15 protein-coding genes are annotated in these 13,655 nt (G+C 65.4%); 3 read left to right on the top strand and 12 right to left on the bottom strand.

All coding sequences use genetic code 11. The features are described 5' to 3' along the window. Positions 1-123 precede the first annotated feature (123 nt). Together J2805_RS08425 and J2805_RS08420 are read left to right on the top strand one after the other, a co-directional pair. On the top strand, positions 124-930 hold the full coding sequence (locus J2805_RS08425; protein WP_309975056.1) for an exodeoxyribonuclease III: 807 nt from the start codon (positions 124-126) through the stop codon (positions 928-930). A 10-nt stretch (positions 931-940) separates the two neighbouring features. Next, the gene (locus tag J2805_RS08420; protein ID WP_309975054.1) at positions 941-1,903 is read left to right on the top strand and encodes a hypothetical protein; all 963 of its coding nucleotides are present in this window, start codon (positions 941-943) and stop codon (positions 1,901-1,903) included. A gap of 22 nt (positions 1,904-1,925) precedes the next feature. On the opposite strand, the gene J2805_RS08415 is transcribed toward J2805_RS08420, so the two are convergent. The 5 genes from J2805_RS08415 to J2805_RS08395 form a co-directional block, all read right to left on the bottom strand. After that, entirely contained in the window at positions 1,926-2,993 is a 1,068-nt protein-coding gene (locus J2805_RS08415; RefSeq protein WP_309975051.1) for a LacI family DNA-binding transcriptional regulator, read from the bottom strand. A 111-nt stretch (positions 2,994-3,104) separates the two neighbouring features. Beyond that, entirely contained in the window at positions 3,105-3,371 is a 267-nt protein-coding gene (locus J2805_RS08410) for a hypothetical protein (protein WP_309975049.1), read from the bottom strand. 17 nt (positions 3,372-3,388) lie between these two features. Beyond that, complete coding sequence (locus tag J2805_RS08405) at positions 3,389-4,276, bottom strand: carbohydrate ABC transporter permease (RefSeq protein ID WP_309975047.1); 888 nt, start codon at positions 4,274-4,276, stop codon at positions 3,389-3,391. After that, positions 4,273-5,310, bottom strand: a complete 1,038-nt coding sequence (locus J2805_RS08400; RefSeq protein WP_309975045.1) for a carbohydrate ABC transporter permease — start codon at positions 5,308-5,310, stop codon at positions 4,273-4,275. Before J2805_RS08400 ends, J2805_RS08405 begins: the two co-directional genes overlap by 4 nt. Positions 5,311-5,317: 7 nt before the next feature. After that, positions 5,318-6,604 carry an ABC transporter substrate-binding protein gene (locus J2805_RS08395; RefSeq protein WP_309975041.1) on the bottom strand — a complete coding sequence of 429 codons (1,287 nt, stop codon included), beginning with the start codon at positions 6,602-6,604 and terminating at the stop codon, positions 5,318-5,320. 109 nt (positions 6,605-6,713) lie between these two features. Between J2805_RS08395 and J2805_RS08390 the strand changes: the two genes are divergently transcribed. Then, positions 6,714-8,615, top strand: coding sequence for a glycoside hydrolase family 13 protein (locus J2805_RS08390; RefSeq protein ID WP_396134266.1), 1,902 nt, complete (start codon positions 6,714-6,716; stop codon positions 8,613-8,615). 104 nt (positions 8,616-8,719) lie between these two features. On the opposite strand, the gene J2805_RS08385 is transcribed toward J2805_RS08390, so the two are convergent. From J2805_RS08385 to J2805_RS08355, 7 genes are all read right to left on the bottom strand, one after another. Next, positions 8,720-9,331 (bottom strand): hypothetical protein, encoded by a 612-nt coding sequence (locus tag J2805_RS08385; RefSeq protein WP_309975038.1) that lies wholly within the window; start codon positions 9,329-9,331, stop codon positions 8,720-8,722. Continuing rightward, entirely contained in the window at positions 9,328-9,891 is a 564-nt protein-coding gene (locus J2805_RS08380) for a DUF6286 domain-containing protein (protein WP_309975683.1), read from the bottom strand. Before J2805_RS08380 ends, J2805_RS08385 begins: the two co-directional genes overlap by 4 nt. Positions 9,892-9,986: 95 nt before the next feature. Further along, entirely contained in the window at positions 9,987-10,370 is a 384-nt protein-coding gene (locus tag J2805_RS08375) for a hypothetical protein (protein WP_309975035.1), read from the bottom strand. Then, complete coding sequence (locus J2805_RS08370; protein ID WP_309975032.1) at positions 10,367-10,558, bottom strand: hypothetical protein; 192 nt, start codon at positions 10,556-10,558, stop codon at positions 10,367-10,369. Before J2805_RS08370 ends, J2805_RS08375 begins: the two co-directional genes overlap by 4 nt. Next, complete coding sequence (locus tag J2805_RS08365; RefSeq protein WP_309975030.1) at positions 10,555-11,016, bottom strand: Asp23/Gls24 family envelope stress response protein; 462 nt, start codon at positions 11,014-11,016, stop codon at positions 10,555-10,557. Before J2805_RS08365 ends, J2805_RS08370 begins: the two co-directional genes overlap by 4 nt. An 88-nt stretch (positions 11,017-11,104) precedes the next feature. Then, positions 11,105-11,551 (bottom strand): hypothetical protein, encoded by a 447-nt coding sequence (locus J2805_RS08360; RefSeq protein ID WP_309975027.1) that lies wholly within the window; start codon positions 11,549-11,551, stop codon positions 11,105-11,107. Between the two features lie 199 nt (positions 11,552-11,750). Continuing rightward, positions 11,751-13,346, bottom strand: a complete 1,596-nt coding sequence (locus J2805_RS08355; protein WP_309975025.1) for a glycoside hydrolase family 68 protein — start codon at positions 13,344-13,346, stop codon at positions 11,751-11,753. Between the last annotated feature and the right edge of the window lie 309 nt (positions 13,347-13,655).

Here is a 13,655-nt window from a genome sequence, read left to right as displayed (position 1 = left end):
GCGCCAAAGTGCCCCGTGTCGGACGCAACACCGGGCGCCGCCGAGAAAAAACAGGGCCCAAACCGCCGCCGCCGCTGTTCCCGGCCGCTATGCGGGACGCCCAAGTTCGGTAAGTTAGGAACTGTGAAGATTGCTACCTGGAATGTGAACTCCCTCCGTGCCCGTGCCGACCGCGTGGAGGCCTGGCTGCAGCGCAGTGACTGTGATGTCCTGGCCATCCAGGAAACCAAGTGCAAGGACGACAACTTCCCGTGGGAGCTCTTTGAGCGCATGGGCTATGAGGTGGCGCACTTTGGCGTGAACCAATGGAATGGTGTGGCCATCGCCTCGAGGGTGGGCCTCGAGGACGTGGAGAGGACGTTCCTGGACCAGCCGGCGTTCGGCAAGGCCGGAAAGGACCCGGTCCAGGAAGCGCGTGCCATGGCCGCCACCTGCGGCGGCGTGCGCGTCTGGAGCCTCTACATCCCCAACGGCCGGTCCCTCGACGACGAACACATGCCCTACAAGCTCAAGTGGCTGGAAAGCCTGAAGACCCACGCCCAGGGGTTGGTGACCGGAAACCCGGACGCTCAGGTGGCGCTGATGGGTGACTGGAACATCGCTCCCCTGGACGAGGACGTGTGGGACATCGACCTGTTCCTGTCACAGGGCCATACCCACGTCAGCCCGCCGGAACGTGCGGCTTTCCACGCCTTTGAAGAGGCCGGGTTCAAGGACCTGGCGCGCGAGTACACGCCGGGTCCCGGCGTCTACACCTACTGGGACTACACCCAGCTGCGCTTCCCCAAGAAGGAAGGAATGCGCATCGACTTCGTGCTCGGCTCCCCCGCCCTGGCGGCCAGGGTCACCGGCGCGTCCATCGACCGCGAGGAGCGCAAGGGCAAGGGCGCGTCCGACCACGCTCCGGTCATCGTGGAGCTGGCCGACTGATGGGTCCGCGATGACGGGCAACCTCTACCGGGGCCAGGCGGGACTGCCCTTCTCCTCCGCGCTGCGGATCTACGAGCCGCTTACTGCGTTCCCGGAGGAACAGCGCGCCGCGCTCCAGGCGGCAGGCGCCAGGACGGCGTCCCGTGCAGCGGTGGAAAACGCTGAACTGCAGGCCTCCCTCGGCCGGATCACCCGCCCCGGCGGCGATCCCTTCCCCACCGGGCGGACCGATCTGGTGCGGGTTGTTCCGGCTCCCGCGGAGCCGGAACAACCCCGCAGGCAGACATCTTCCGGCTCGCCGGACGCTTCCGTGACGTCCGACGACGGCGGGCCGGGTTCCGCCGCCCCTGCTGCCGGCTCTTCCGCCGAGAGCGGTCCGGCGCTGCTGTACTGCCCCAGCCAGCTGGTGCTGCGGGCGGGGCTTGCCGCGAACGCCCTCATGGAAGGCATCCACGGCCCCCTGGCGGAACTGCTGATTCCGGAGGAACAGCGGGACAAGCACCAGGAACGCATTGACCTGGTGAAGGCCCGCGAGGGCACCACCCGCGTGCACACCCGCGCCTCCACGTGGGGCATCCCGTTCAGCTGGTTCTCGCTTTTCCAGGAATCCGACCCCCAGGACGTGGTGGAATCCGGCGGACGGATCGTCACGGTCCGGGTCTGGGCACGGATCGGAGAAGCCCTGGAACGAATCCGGTATGCAGTGGCCAATCTGGCGCTGGCGGCCCCCGACCTGGACATGCTGGATGACATGACGCAGCTCACCGAGTGGCTGGAACTTTTCCACCCCGGTTCGGTAGTGGAACTGGACTATGGCGCCGTTGCGGACAAGGTGTACCCGGACGATTCACCCATGGACGTACGCCTGGGCATCGAATGCCTGGCGGAGGGCGACATGACCGGGGCCGCCGCGGCCTACCGCCGGCTGGCCTCGCGCTGGATCCCCATCAGGCAGCTCGCCCGGGCGTCCTAGGCGGTCAGCTGGGATTAGGCGGTCAGCTGGCGTTCGCCGCAGAGGGAGGCGGCGCCGTCGTTCTCCTGACGATCAGCTGGTGCGGGGCCACCGTTGAGTGGACCGCACCGATGTTCCCGTCCAGCTCATCCAGCAGCATCTTGGTGCCGAGTTCGGCCTGTTCGTCAGGCCGCTGCCGCACCGTGGTCAGCCCCATCGCGTCCGAGAAATCATGGTCGTCGATCCCGATGACCGACAGGTCCTCCGGTACGCGGACGCCCACTTTGTACGCTTCGAAGATCACGCCCATGGCCATCTCGTCCGAGGCGCAGAAGATGGCGGTGGGTTTCAGTCCGGGACGGGCCCACATCCTGGTGAACGCATCCTGGCCGCTGCGGACCGTGAAGTCGCCCCACTCATCCCATTCCGGCCGTACCGTCAGCCCTGATCCGGCCATAACGTCCTGGAACGCCTTGATGCGGACGCGGGGAACGTCGAAGTTGAGGTCCGTTTCGTCGTCGCCGTGCAGGAGGGCGATCTCCTTGTGCCCCAGGCTGATCAGGTGCCGCACGGCGGTGGACGCCGCGGCGTAGTCGTCGATGCCGATGTAGGGGCACTCCTCGACGTGGCCGCCAACCACCACCAGGGGAATGTCGATCTTTTGCAGGTGCTCGATTTCGTCGTGAGTCAGCGCCATACAGAGGACCAGCAGGGCATCGATCTGCTTATAGACCATGGTCTTGCTGAAGAGCCGCTCCCGATTGCTGCCGTGGCCGCCCAGGTTGAACAGCGAGAGGTTGTACTGGCGGGCGTGCAGTTCCCGGTCCGCACCCTCGATGGCCTTGGAGAAGAACCAGCGGCTCACGAACGGCGCCAGCACGCCGATGGTCTTGGTGCGCCCGGTGGCCAGGCCCGAGGCGGAGGAGGATGCCACATAGCCCAAGGCGCCGGCCACCTCGAGAATTTTTTCCCGGGTGGCCGGTGAAACCCTGGGCAGTCCGCGGACTGCGCGTGAAACTGTGGCCGTGGAAACTCCGGCGGCGGCGGCGACATCCTCAATGCTGACGCCGGAATGGCCGCCACGTTGAGCCCTGTCAGTTGTGCGTGCCACGGTATTTCCCCTTGTCAGCTGTCCGCAGAGTCTTGCTACCTGGTGTTCTGCGGCAACAAACCAGTCTATTCCTCCCGGCCTTGCTATGACGCTCAGCCGTTGAGCTCTTGGTCAGCCGTATTTCTTACGCGTAGCGGTCCTGGCGGGCAGCCGGCGTCGAACCCTCACCATCCCGTACAGCGCCAGCAGCGTGGCCAGCAGGCCCAGCGCCCAACCGAGGGCCGGCTGGGCGGTCACTTCCATCCAGACGGTGACCACCAGCAGGACGACGGCCCAGAACCCCAGGAATCCGATGATGATGTCGAAATCTTCCCCGGAGCGGGCCCGCCTGTGTTCGCTGCGGACCCGTCCGTGGTTCTGTTCCCCGCCCACAGCCATACCTGACTTTTGACGGATCACTTGACGGCGCCGGCGGTGAGGCCGGCAACAATCTTGCGCTGGAAGACCAGGACCAGGATCACCAAGGGAATGGTGACAATGGTTCCGGCGGCCATGATGGCCGTGTATGGAATCTGGTTCGGTTGTGCCCCGGCGAAGCTTGCGATGGCCACCGTCACCGGCTGGGTCGCGTCGCTGGACAGCTGGCTGGCGATCAGGAACTCATTCCATGAGGAAATGAACGCCAGGATGGCCGTGGTGAAGATGGCCGGTGCCGCCAGCGGCATGATCACCTTCCGGAACGCCTGCCCCTGGGTGCAGCCGTCCACGCGGGCAGATTCCTCCAGCTCCCACGGCATTTCGCGGAAGAAGGACGTCATGGTGTACACAGTCAGCGGCAGCACGAACGAGATGTTCGGGATGATCAGCGCCTGGTAGGTGCCCATCCAGCCGATGTTGGTGAAGAGCTGGAAGAGCGGGGTGATGAGCGCGACGCCCGGGAACATGGACGCGCCCAGGATGAAGCCCAGCACCAGGTACTTGAACCGGAAGTTCAGGCGGGCCAGGGCGTAAGCGGCGAACACACCGATCAGCAGCGAGATGGCCGTGACCGTGATGCCGATGAAAATGCTGTTGATCAGCGCCTGGCCGAACCTGTTGCCAAACGAGGTATCGAACGCAGTGATGAAGTTGTCCAGCGTGACGTGGGTCGGCAGCAGCGAGGTGTCGTAGGTAAAGCCCACTTCCCTGAATGCCGTCACCACCATCCAGTAGGCGGGAGCCAGGCACCAGATGAGAATCACGGCGGCGCTGATGTAAGTGCGCGCCTGTGCCCATTTTTCCCGGTTCTGGGAGGCCTTGCGGCCCCTGTCCTGTTCCGCACGGAGGGCTGTCCCGGTGCTCATTTCTTCCCCTTACCCGTCGCGCCGCTTTGTTCCACAACATTGGCGCCCAGGAAGCGGACGAAAATGAAGGCGACGATGAAGATGATGATGAACGTGATGGTGGATAGCGCCGCGGCCGCGTTGAACCCTTGCCTGATTTGGTTAATCACCAGGATGGACAGCGTGGTGGTGTTGTTGGCGCCGCCCGTCAGGATGTAGGGCAGGTCGAACATGCGCAGGGCGTCCAGGGTGCGGAACAGGACGGCCACCATCAGCGCAGGCTTTACCAGCGGAAGCGTGATCAGGCGGAACCGCTGCCAGGCAGTGGCGCCGTCCACCTTGGCCGCTTCGTAGACCTCGGCCGGGATCATCTGCAGACCCGCGAGGATCAGCAGAGCCATGAAGGGCGTGGTCTTCCACGTATCGGCAATGATCACCGCCCATTTGGCCGGCCATTCGCTGCCGGTCCAAAGAATGCTGGCGTTGAACATCTTGTTGGCGATGCCCTCGAAGGCGAAAATGAACAGCCACAGCTGCGCCGTGACGGCGGTGGGGATGGCCCACGGCACAAGGACGGCTGCGCGGACGAGGCTCCGGCCCTTGAACGTGCGGGCCATGATCATGGCCATCCAGAAGCCAAGGACTGTCTCGAACGTCACCGTGATGACAGTGAAGAGGAACGTGGTGGCCGTCGCCGACCAGAACTGTGCACCGAGGGTTCCGGGCGGACAGGCAACAGTTCCGCCGCCGGGAGCCGCGCACTGCTGCGCGATCCAGTTGACGTAGTTCTGGACGCCGGCGGGGCCGCCTGCCGTGAACAACCCGGTGACCGGATCCAGTCCGGCGTCCTTCTGGAAGGACATCACGATTGCACTGATGATCGGGTAAACGATCACGACTGCGAGGGCAATGATGGTGGGCGCAAGGAGCCAGGAAGCCCATTTCCCCTGGCTCAGGATCTTATTGTCCTCACCCACGCCCTTGGGGCCGTGGTGGACCGGGGTACCGCCCGACGCCGGTCGCTTGACCGGCGTCGGGCCCAATTCGGTTGCCATGGCTAGACTACGATCCCGCACCGGCGGTTTCGATGGACTTCTGCATGTCAGACAGAGCCTGTTCCACCGACTTTTCGCCCTTGAGTGCTGCGTAGGAGTTTTCCTGGATGGCCTGGGTGACCGCCGGGTAGAACGGCGTGACCGGACGCGGGACGGCATTCTCGATGGAGGTCTTCAGCACCGGCAGGTACGGCAGCTTGGCAACGAGTTCCTGGTCCTCGTAGAGGTCGCCGAGCACGGGTGCCAGCGAGCCCTGGGTGGCGAAGAACTTCTGCTGCTCTTCTTCGACCAGGAACTTCACGAAGTCATGGGCCGTGGCCTTGTTCTTGGAGTACACGCTGATGGCTGCGCTGTGGCCGCCCAGTGACGAGGCGCCGGGACCGTCCTTGCCCGGGAGGGCCGTCATGCCAAGAACGTCCTTGACCTTCGAGGATCCCTCAGTGGTGGCCAGGTTGTACACGTACGGCCAGTTGCGGTGGAAGAGCAGGTTGCCGTCCTGGAACGCGCGGCGGCTTTCCTCTTCCTGGTAGGTGATGGCTTCCTTCGGGATGTTGCCGTCGGCGAAGGCCTTCACCAGGTTCTCAAGGCCTTCCTTGGCCTCGGGCGTGTTGAGGCTGGGCTTGCCGTCCTTGTCCAGGACAGAGCCGCCGAACGAGTTGATGGCCTCGGACGCGTTGACCGTCAGGCCTTCGTACTGCTTGTACTGGCCCGAGTAGCAGCCGATGTTGTTTGCCTTGGCGATGGAGCACATCTCCATCATTTCTTCCCAGGTGGTGGGTGCCGTGGGAACAAGGTCCTTGCGGTAGTACAGGATGCCGCCGTCGGAGGAAACCGGTGCCGCGTACAGCGTGCCCTTGTAGGAACCGGCTTCAACGGTGGGAGCCAGCATGCCCGCAGTGTCCACGGCCATCTTGTCCTTGAGGGGCTGGAGCCAGCCCTTGGCAGCGAATTCCGCTGTCCAGACGACGTCGACACTGGCGACGTCGTAGTTGGCGTTCTTGGCCTGGTAGTTCTGCACCAGGTCATCGTGCTGCTGGTCGGCCTGGTCGGTCTGTTCCTTGAAGGTGACCTTCTCATCCGGGTGGGCGGCATTCCACTTTTCGATCAGGGGACGGACGACGTTGCTGTTGTCCTTGCCCTGGACGTAGGTGATGGGGCCGCGGCCGTCGAGGCCCTGCTCGGCGTCGCCGCCGCCGCCGCCGCCCGTTGTGCCGCCTCCGCCACCGCAGGCAGAGAGCGCTAATGCCAGAACACCGGCAGCTGCGGCCGGCAGTAAGAACTTAGGGGTTTTCATAAAAGGAGACTCCTCGCTGAGTGACAAGCAAATCGGCGGTGCGGTTGAAGTGGTGCCCATCACACTAGTAACGTTGCGGTGAGAAATGCAAGCGTTTACACCGAAGTTTATGGAAAGGATACCTGTGGCACACAGCCCAGTCCCCACTGCCGGCCCCTCGATCCAGGCCTGGTGGGCCAGCGCCGTCGTTTATCAGGTCTATCCCCGGTCGTTTGCCGACGCAAACGGGGACGGCATGGGCGATCTCCGCGGTGTAACGGCGCACCTGGACCATTTGCACAAGCTGGGAGTGGATGCCGTGTGGCTGTCCCCCTTCTACAAGTCGCCGCAGGCCGATGCCGGGTACGACGTCGCCGACTACCGCGAAGTGGATCCGCTGTTTGGCACCTTGGCGGACTTCGACGAAATGTTGCAGAAAGCTCACGGCCTGGGGCTCAAGGTGATCGTTGACCTGGTTCCCAACCACACCTCGGACGAACACGCCTGGTTCCAGGAGGCCCTTGCGGCAGCCCCGGGTTCCCGCGAACGGGACCGGTACATGTTCCGGCCCGGCAAGGATTCAGTTCCCGGTTCCGGCGACGGCAACCTGGCACCGAACAACTGGAAGTCCATCTTTGGCGGTCCGGCCTGGACTCGCGTCACGGAGGCCGACGGCAGGCCCGGCGACTGGTACCTGCACCTGTTCGACACCAAGCAGCCGGACCTGAACTGGGAAAACGCCGAGGTCAAGGAGGAAATGCGCTCGGTGCTGCGGTTCTGGCTGGACCGCGGCGTGGACGGCTTCCGCGTGGACGTGGCCCACGGCATGGTCAAGGAAGCGGGTCTGCCCGACTGGGAAGGGTCCGCGGCCATGGTGGAAGGGACCACCGAGCTGCCCGGAGACGCTCCCGGCGGCCACACGGAAGCCGAGGAACCGCACCGCGCCCACGCTGCCGGCAGTGCTGCCGGTGCCGGCACCGGCAACGTGGCCGCCGCAACTACAGGCGACAGTGAAAGGCACCAGCCGGTCTCGCCGCTCTATCCCCCGTCGCCGTTCTTTGACCAGGACGGCGTCCACGACATCTACCGTGACTGGAACCGGGTGCTGGCCGAATACGACGGCGACCGCATGCTGGTGGCCGAGGCCTGGGTGGAGCCGGCCGAGCGGCTGGCCCGGTACGTCCGGCCGGATGAGATGCAGCAGGCGTTCAACTTCGACTTCCTGCTGGCCGGCTGGGACGCCGAACGGACGGCGGCGGCCATTGAGGATTCCCTGCGCGCTGCCGCCACCGTGGGCGCCACCACCACCTGGGTGCTCAGCAACCACGACACCGTCCGGCACACCACGCGCTTCGGCCTGAAGGACCCCACCACGTTCCCGAAGGGCATCGCCGCAGAGGATGAGCAGCCCGACGACAGCCTGGGCCTGGCCCGCGCCCGGGCTGCCACCATGGTTTTGCTCGCGCTCCCCGGCTCGGCCTACCTGTACCAGGGCGAGGAACTGGGCCTTCCCGAGCACACCGCCGTCCCGCCCGAAGCCCGTCAGGACCCGACGTTCTTCCGGACAAACGGCATAGAGCGCGGCCGGGACGGCTGCCGCGTGCCGCTCCCGTGGAAGTCAGGGGAACCGGGCTACGGGTTCGCGTCCGCTTCCGCCCCGGCAGCCCCCTGGCTCCCCCAGCCCGAGTCATTCGGTGCGTTGGCCGCGGACCGTCAGGACGGCGTCGCCGGTTCCACCCTGGAGCTGTACCGTGCCGCACTGGCCCTCCGCCGCGAACACCGGCTGGGAGCCGGAAGTTTCGCCTGGGCGGATGCGCACGAGCCAGCAGACGGTGTGCTCGCCTTCCACAACGGGGACGTCCTGGTGGTTGCCAACATGGGCATCGCAGCAGCCCCGCTGCCGGACGGATACCGGGTTGCCGTGGCCAGCCTGCCGGAGGCCGTGACGGGCGGCGACGCCGAATCGGGAACGGATCCGGGCGGCGCACGGAAACTGGCACCGAACTCCGCCGTGTACCTCCTCGCCGACTAGACCGACAAAAGGGCACAACACGACAGGGCCGCTGCCTTCCGGAAGGAAGGGAGCGGCCCCTGATGTGTTCGGGTTCTGTCGCCTTGGGTCCTGCTGCCCGCCCGTCAGCGGACGCGTTCGGCCCGGCTGAACCGGGAACGGGCACCGGCGCCAATGTGGATCAGTACGGGCGTGCGCTTGCCGACGACGGCGTCCAGTGCCTCCACGAGGGCGGAAACATCCGCTGCAAGGAGGTGCGGAGCCACACCCTGGCGCGGCTGCAGCCGGATCTTCAGGGCAGGCTCACCGCGGATCTCGTAGACAGCTACGGTGGCGCCGGCAAGGTCCTGCCGTTCCGTCAACGCCGCCCGCAGCGCCTGTTCGGCAACTCCTCCGCCGATCCGCACATTGCCGGGATAACCGCCGGCGTCATCTTCGGCGACAATCAGGCCGGAGCGGCCTTTGCCCTGCTGCGCCACCCACGCGACCATCGCCGCCATCACCAGGACCAGCAGCAGTGCGATCACGGCCCACAGCCAGCTTTCTTCACGGCCGGGGACGCCGGTGCTCTGGAACAGCTGGCTCATTCCGCTCCACACACCGGCTGACCACTGCTGCCACCACGGACCTACGGCCGGCACGGTAGCCAGCAGGACCAGCAGCAGTCCGATAACCAGCAGCTTCAGGCCCAGGATTCCGATCAGGATGCGGTTCAGTACTCTGGGGGTGTTGTTCATGCCCCGATCACCCCGGACGTGGCCACGCTGACGCGGACTTCGGGCATGGGCTCGGGAGCCATCTCCCTTAGTTCCTCCAGCACCGATGCAAGGACGGCGTTTTCACTGACCGGCACTCCGGAGGTGGGACGCACGTTGACAGTCACCTGCCGTTGGGAAACCACCACCATCACCTGTTCCTGGGTGACGTTCGCAGCCAGCCGGGCACGGCGTGCCAGCGCGGAGGCGATCACTTCATCGTCAACCACCACCCCGGCACGGGGGTCCGAGAGCAAATGCCTGGCCCGTCGCCCGGGAAGCACTGCATTGAGGAAGAAGAAGAGCCCCACCATTGCCGTAACGGCTCCGATGACGCCGAGCAGCAGGGGGGAAATGCCCTGCGGAAGTGCGATGATGCGTTCCGCCGCGGTCTCCGGATCGATAAGCCACGGCGGCTGCCCGATGGCACGCACAGCGGCTTCGAGGAGTCCGTAACCGCACAGGACCACCACCAGGACCGCGGCTATTCCCGACACACCGGCCCGGGAAGAGCGTGTTTCGCGGTCCAGGATCCGGCGCATCCCGGCACCGCGGGAATCAGCGGCAGCTGCGGAGGCGGCATCCGCACCGTGTCCCGCTGCGTGGCTGCCCTTTGAGCGGACGTCCGTCGCGTTGTTCACTGGACCCTTCCCCCTTCGCTGATGGCGGCGCCGCTGATCCGGATATCGACCCGGCTCAGCTGCGCCCCGCTGAGCTCCGCGACACGCTGCAGGATTACGGCTTTTGCCGCCACGGCGCGCTCCCAGATGGATCCGCCGAACCCGCCGACGCGGCCGGGATCGCGCAGGACCGTTGTCAGTGGCGGAATCCTGATAGGCAGGACGAGCGACAAAGCCAGCAGGCCGTCGTCGTCGGACCAGTCAGCCCGGACGTCATGCGCCGGGACCCCCAAGGCCTCAGCGGCGGCGGCACGGGCAAGGCTGGTGAGCGCCTGCGTACTGATGCGGTTGTGTCCGGCCATCACGGAGCCACCGGCCACGGTTCCGGCCGTGCTGCTCATGAGGACGAGCGCCGGCCTGTGATGGCATCGAACACGCTGCGCAGGTCAAGTTTCCCTTCCGCGGCACGGCCGAAAAGGGCGCCGATCCCCATGAACAGCAGCGAAACCAGGAAGCCCCAGACGCCGAACGCGAAAGACATAAAGGCCACGAAGGCGCCCACTGCAATTCCCACCACGGTCAGGTTCACTGGATGGCCTCCCTTTCGGTCCGGGCTTCCACGGGCAGGCCGGGCTTAGCCGGACCTGCCACGTAGACGTCGTTGATCTCCACATTGACCTCGATGACCTGCAGGCCCACGAGCTCTTCCACGGCTGTGTAGACGGCGGCCCGGACCTGGTCCGCCAGGGAGTGCAACGGCGTCCCGTAGACGGCGACGAGATTGATGTCGACTGCCACCTGCGTCTCACCGACTTCCGCGTGGACTCCGGCAGCGTGGTCCGAGCTGCCTACGGCGTCACGGATGGCGCCGAGGGCACGGGACGGCCCGGTGCCGAGCGAATATACTCCCGGCACGGTGCGGGCCGCGATGCCGGCTACCTTCGCAACGGCCGTTTCGGAAATGATGGTACGTCCTGTGCCGACCGTCAGGGCGCTGACTGGTTCAACATGGGCCCCCGGCGCGGGATGTGGGTTCTGGTATTCCATCAGGCACTCCCCTTCTCTTGAACACCACACTATCCCTTGGCCGCGGCAAGCGGCCGGACGCCGACGGAAATTGCTAAGCCGGGATCCGCTACTTGCAGTTGGCGGCGAGCCAGGCGGTAACCGGGGTCATGGCGGTATCGAACTTTCCGCTCGAGTAGACGGACTGGTCGCTAAGCCCTGCGATGGCCACCTCGTTGAGGTTGGCGAAATCGGCCTTAAGTTCGTCAGGAACGCGTTCGGCGGTTTCGCTGAGCTCCGCTTTAAGCTGTTCCAGTTCCGCTGTCTTGCCCTGTGCGGCCGAGAGCGGGAACAGTGAGGCTCCGGTGGCCTGCTCGGAGATGGTAGTGCACGCCTCCGCCGCGGACGGGAAGTCCCCGTATGGCCCGGAGCTCTTGCTGGGACTGGGCGTCGCCGTCGACGATGCGGCAGCAGGAGCCGACGACGACGCGCTGCCGGCCCCGGGCGCGGAGCATGCGGTGAGCGCCAGTGCGGCGAAGAGGGTGGCTGCGGTCAGAGGGCGTGAAAGGTTTTTCAAAAGTCACATTTCTGGTTGAGATTGCGCCGCCCGCTCCGTTTCGGCAGCTGGCGGCATTGGCGTTCTGTCCCCGGCGTGCGAGTCTAGCCCGGATGACGTGCGGGATTCCATCCGTATATAAGGAGTACAAAAAGGGACAGGGGCGCCCGGATGGTTCCGGACGCCCCTGTCGCTGCGGGTGCAAAGCTACCCGGCGCGGTTACTTGTAGAGACCTTCGCCGCCAACTTTGACGTTGGTGGGCAGGTAACCGAACGGGCCGAGGCCGTTCTGGCCGAAGCTGCGGTCGACCTGGGACACGCCGTCACGGAAGTTGATCTTCACGGTGGGCGAGAGTGAGCCGCCGCGGACGCCGTTCACGTTGTCGATGAAGGACTGCACCAGGCCGCCCGGCTGCACGTAGTGCGAGTAGGCCTGGAACTGGCGGCCGTTCTGGTTCGGGGTCGGTGCCTCCGGGGACTCGGACGGAAGGTTGAGGTCCGTCGGCGAGCCCAGGGCCAGGCCGCTGTTGTTCATCGGCTGGTAGTCCGAACGGACACCGTCGCCGACGAAGCCGTAGACACCGTCCGGTCCGCGCATACCGGCTGCATAAGTGAACTGGTGGCTGATGGTGAACAGGTAGTACTTGTTCTTGCCGCCTTCGTTCTGGATGAAGATCTGCGGACGCTCGGTCTGGTCGTTGACGCAGTTGGCGGAGAGGATCGGCGGCAGGAAGGACCACTTGGTCAGGTCCTTGTTGTCCGCCACAGCCAGGCCCACGTTGGCGGTCTGGTAGTAGGCTCCGGTGCTGTTGACCTCGTTGACGGTCTCGGCGTTGGGGTCGCCGGGCTTGTAGCCGAGGTCCTCCTCCTCGCAGCGGTAGTCGCCGCGGGTACCGCCGGTGTTGCCTTCGAAGACCATGAAGGTCTTGCCCGGGTGGGCCGGGTCGGCGAAGGTGTACGGGTCGCGGAAGGCGAAGCCCGGGTTCTGGGCCTTGTTCTGGTACATCTTGCCGTCCGGCTCAAGCAGCTTGGTGTGCTTGAAGCCGTCGAAGGTCACGCCGTTCTCGTCAGCGTGGATCTTGCCCAGCGCCTTGGCGATGGCCGCATCAGGGGCGATGCCGCCGCCGCCGGCGTTGCGCTCGGCAACGTCGTAGAACGTAGTGGCGGTGTAGAACACGTTGACCTGGTTGCCTTGCATCAGGCGGGTGGAGCCGGACCATTCGGTGTTGCCGATGGAGGTGTTGTCCAGGAAGAGGTGTCCGCCGTAGTTCCACTTGTCCTTGGCCGGGTCGGCGTTGGTCTTGCGGAAGAAGTAGCCGATCCGGGCGTTCCAGTGACGCTGGTCGAAACCGTAGCCGGCGTGCCGGTCGGCGACCAGGGAGAAGATGACGTCGTAGCCCTTGTAGCTGATCTGGTTGGCGTTCTCGTCAGTCAGGGACCAGGTGTCCCAGACCCAGACGTCGTCGTTCATGGCGGGGAAATCCTCGGGGATTTCCGGCATGGTGACGTCGGGGCTCATGGAGTTCTGGCCGGGAGTAACGGTGGAATCGCTCTGCGCCATGATCTGCTTGGCGTCGGCACGGGTCCACTTTGACGTGAAGTCCGCGGCCGGGTCGTAAGCCTTCTGGCTGTGTTCGGTGGGCAGGGGGAAGCCGGGGGTGGGGGCAGGCATCTGCTCAGCGGCGGGCGGGTCCGCGGGTTCGTTGGCCTGGGCCGACGGAACCGCAAGGAAGGCAGAGGCCGCCACGGCCGCTGCCAGTGCTGCGGCGGCAGGGCGCCACCGCAGCATCCGGGGTGTGTTGGGGTGCTTGTGCATTTTTTGCTCTTCTCGCGGAGTAAGACCATTCGTGGAAGACGGGCATGTGCCCTTTTCCCGAAACTCCGGCGTTCCCGACAACGCGCAGGCGTCATCGAGGACGCCTTTGTGCCGAGGGGTACGGGGCTTGGGTATGGCCCCGGGGAGGCGACCTGGAAGATGATCTCTTCCAGCGCCGGTTTCCACGCTAGGCGGGCCCGAGCCCGCTTATCAAACCGTGTTTCGGGCCGCCAAAAACCGAGTTTCACTTCGTTTGCGCAAGCGCTTACATTGCCCATTGCGCGCGCGTGCCACAGCGAATTTTGAGTG

This window comes from Arthrobacter oryzae (assembly GCF_031454875.1).
GTDB classification, from domain to species: Bacteria; Actinomycetota; Actinomycetes; order Actinomycetales; family Micrococcaceae; genus Arthrobacter; species Arthrobacter oryzae_D.
Note: the sequence above shows the minus strand (reverse complement) of the source record. Positions and strands in the feature narration are given on the sequence as shown.

What these genes read in the sequence shown, in the direction of transcription:
- J2805_RS08420 (WP_309975054.1), top strand. Translation starts at nt 941, where the DNA reads ATGACGGGCAACCTCTACCGGGGCCAGGCGGGACTGCCCTTCTCCTCC.
- J2805_RS08410 (WP_309975049.1), bottom strand. Translation starts at nt 3,371, where the DNA reads ATGGCTGTGGGCGGGGAACAGAACCACGGACGGGTCCGCAGCGAACAC.
- J2805_RS08405 (WP_309975047.1), bottom strand. Translation starts at nt 4,276, where the DNA reads ATGAGCACCGGGACAGCCCTCCGTGCGGAACAGGACAGGGGCCGCAAG.
- J2805_RS08400 (WP_309975045.1), bottom strand. Translation starts at nt 5,310, where the DNA reads ATGGCAACCGAATTGGGCCCGACGCCGGTCAAGCGACCGGCGTCGGGC.
- J2805_RS08395 (WP_309975041.1), bottom strand. Translation starts at nt 6,604, where the DNA reads ATGAAAACCCCTAAGTTCTTACTGCCGGCCGCAGCTGCCGGTGTTCTG.
- J2805_RS08390 (WP_396134266.1), top strand. Translation starts at nt 6,714, where the DNA reads ATGGAAAGGATACCTGTGGCACACAGCCCAGTCCCCACTGCCGGCCCC.
- J2805_RS08385 (WP_309975038.1), bottom strand. Translation starts at nt 9,331, where the DNA reads ATGAACAACACCCCCAGAGTACTGAACCGCATCCTGATCGGAATCCTG.
- J2805_RS08380 (WP_309975683.1), bottom strand. Translation starts at nt 9,891, where the DNA reads ATGCGCCGGATCCTGGACCGCGAAACACGCTCTTCCCGGGCCGGTGTG.
- J2805_RS08375 (WP_309975035.1), bottom strand. Translation starts at nt 10,370, where the DNA reads ATGAGCAGCACGGCCGGAACCGTGGCCGGTGGCTCCGTGATGGCCGGA.
- J2805_RS08365 (WP_309975030.1), bottom strand. Translation starts at nt 11,016, where the DNA reads ATGGAATACCAGAACCCACATCCCGCGCCGGGGGCCCATGTTGAACCA.
- J2805_RS08355 (WP_309975025.1), bottom strand. Translation starts at nt 13,346, where the DNA reads ATGCACAAGCACCCCAACACACCCCGGATGCTGCGGTGGCGCCCTGCC.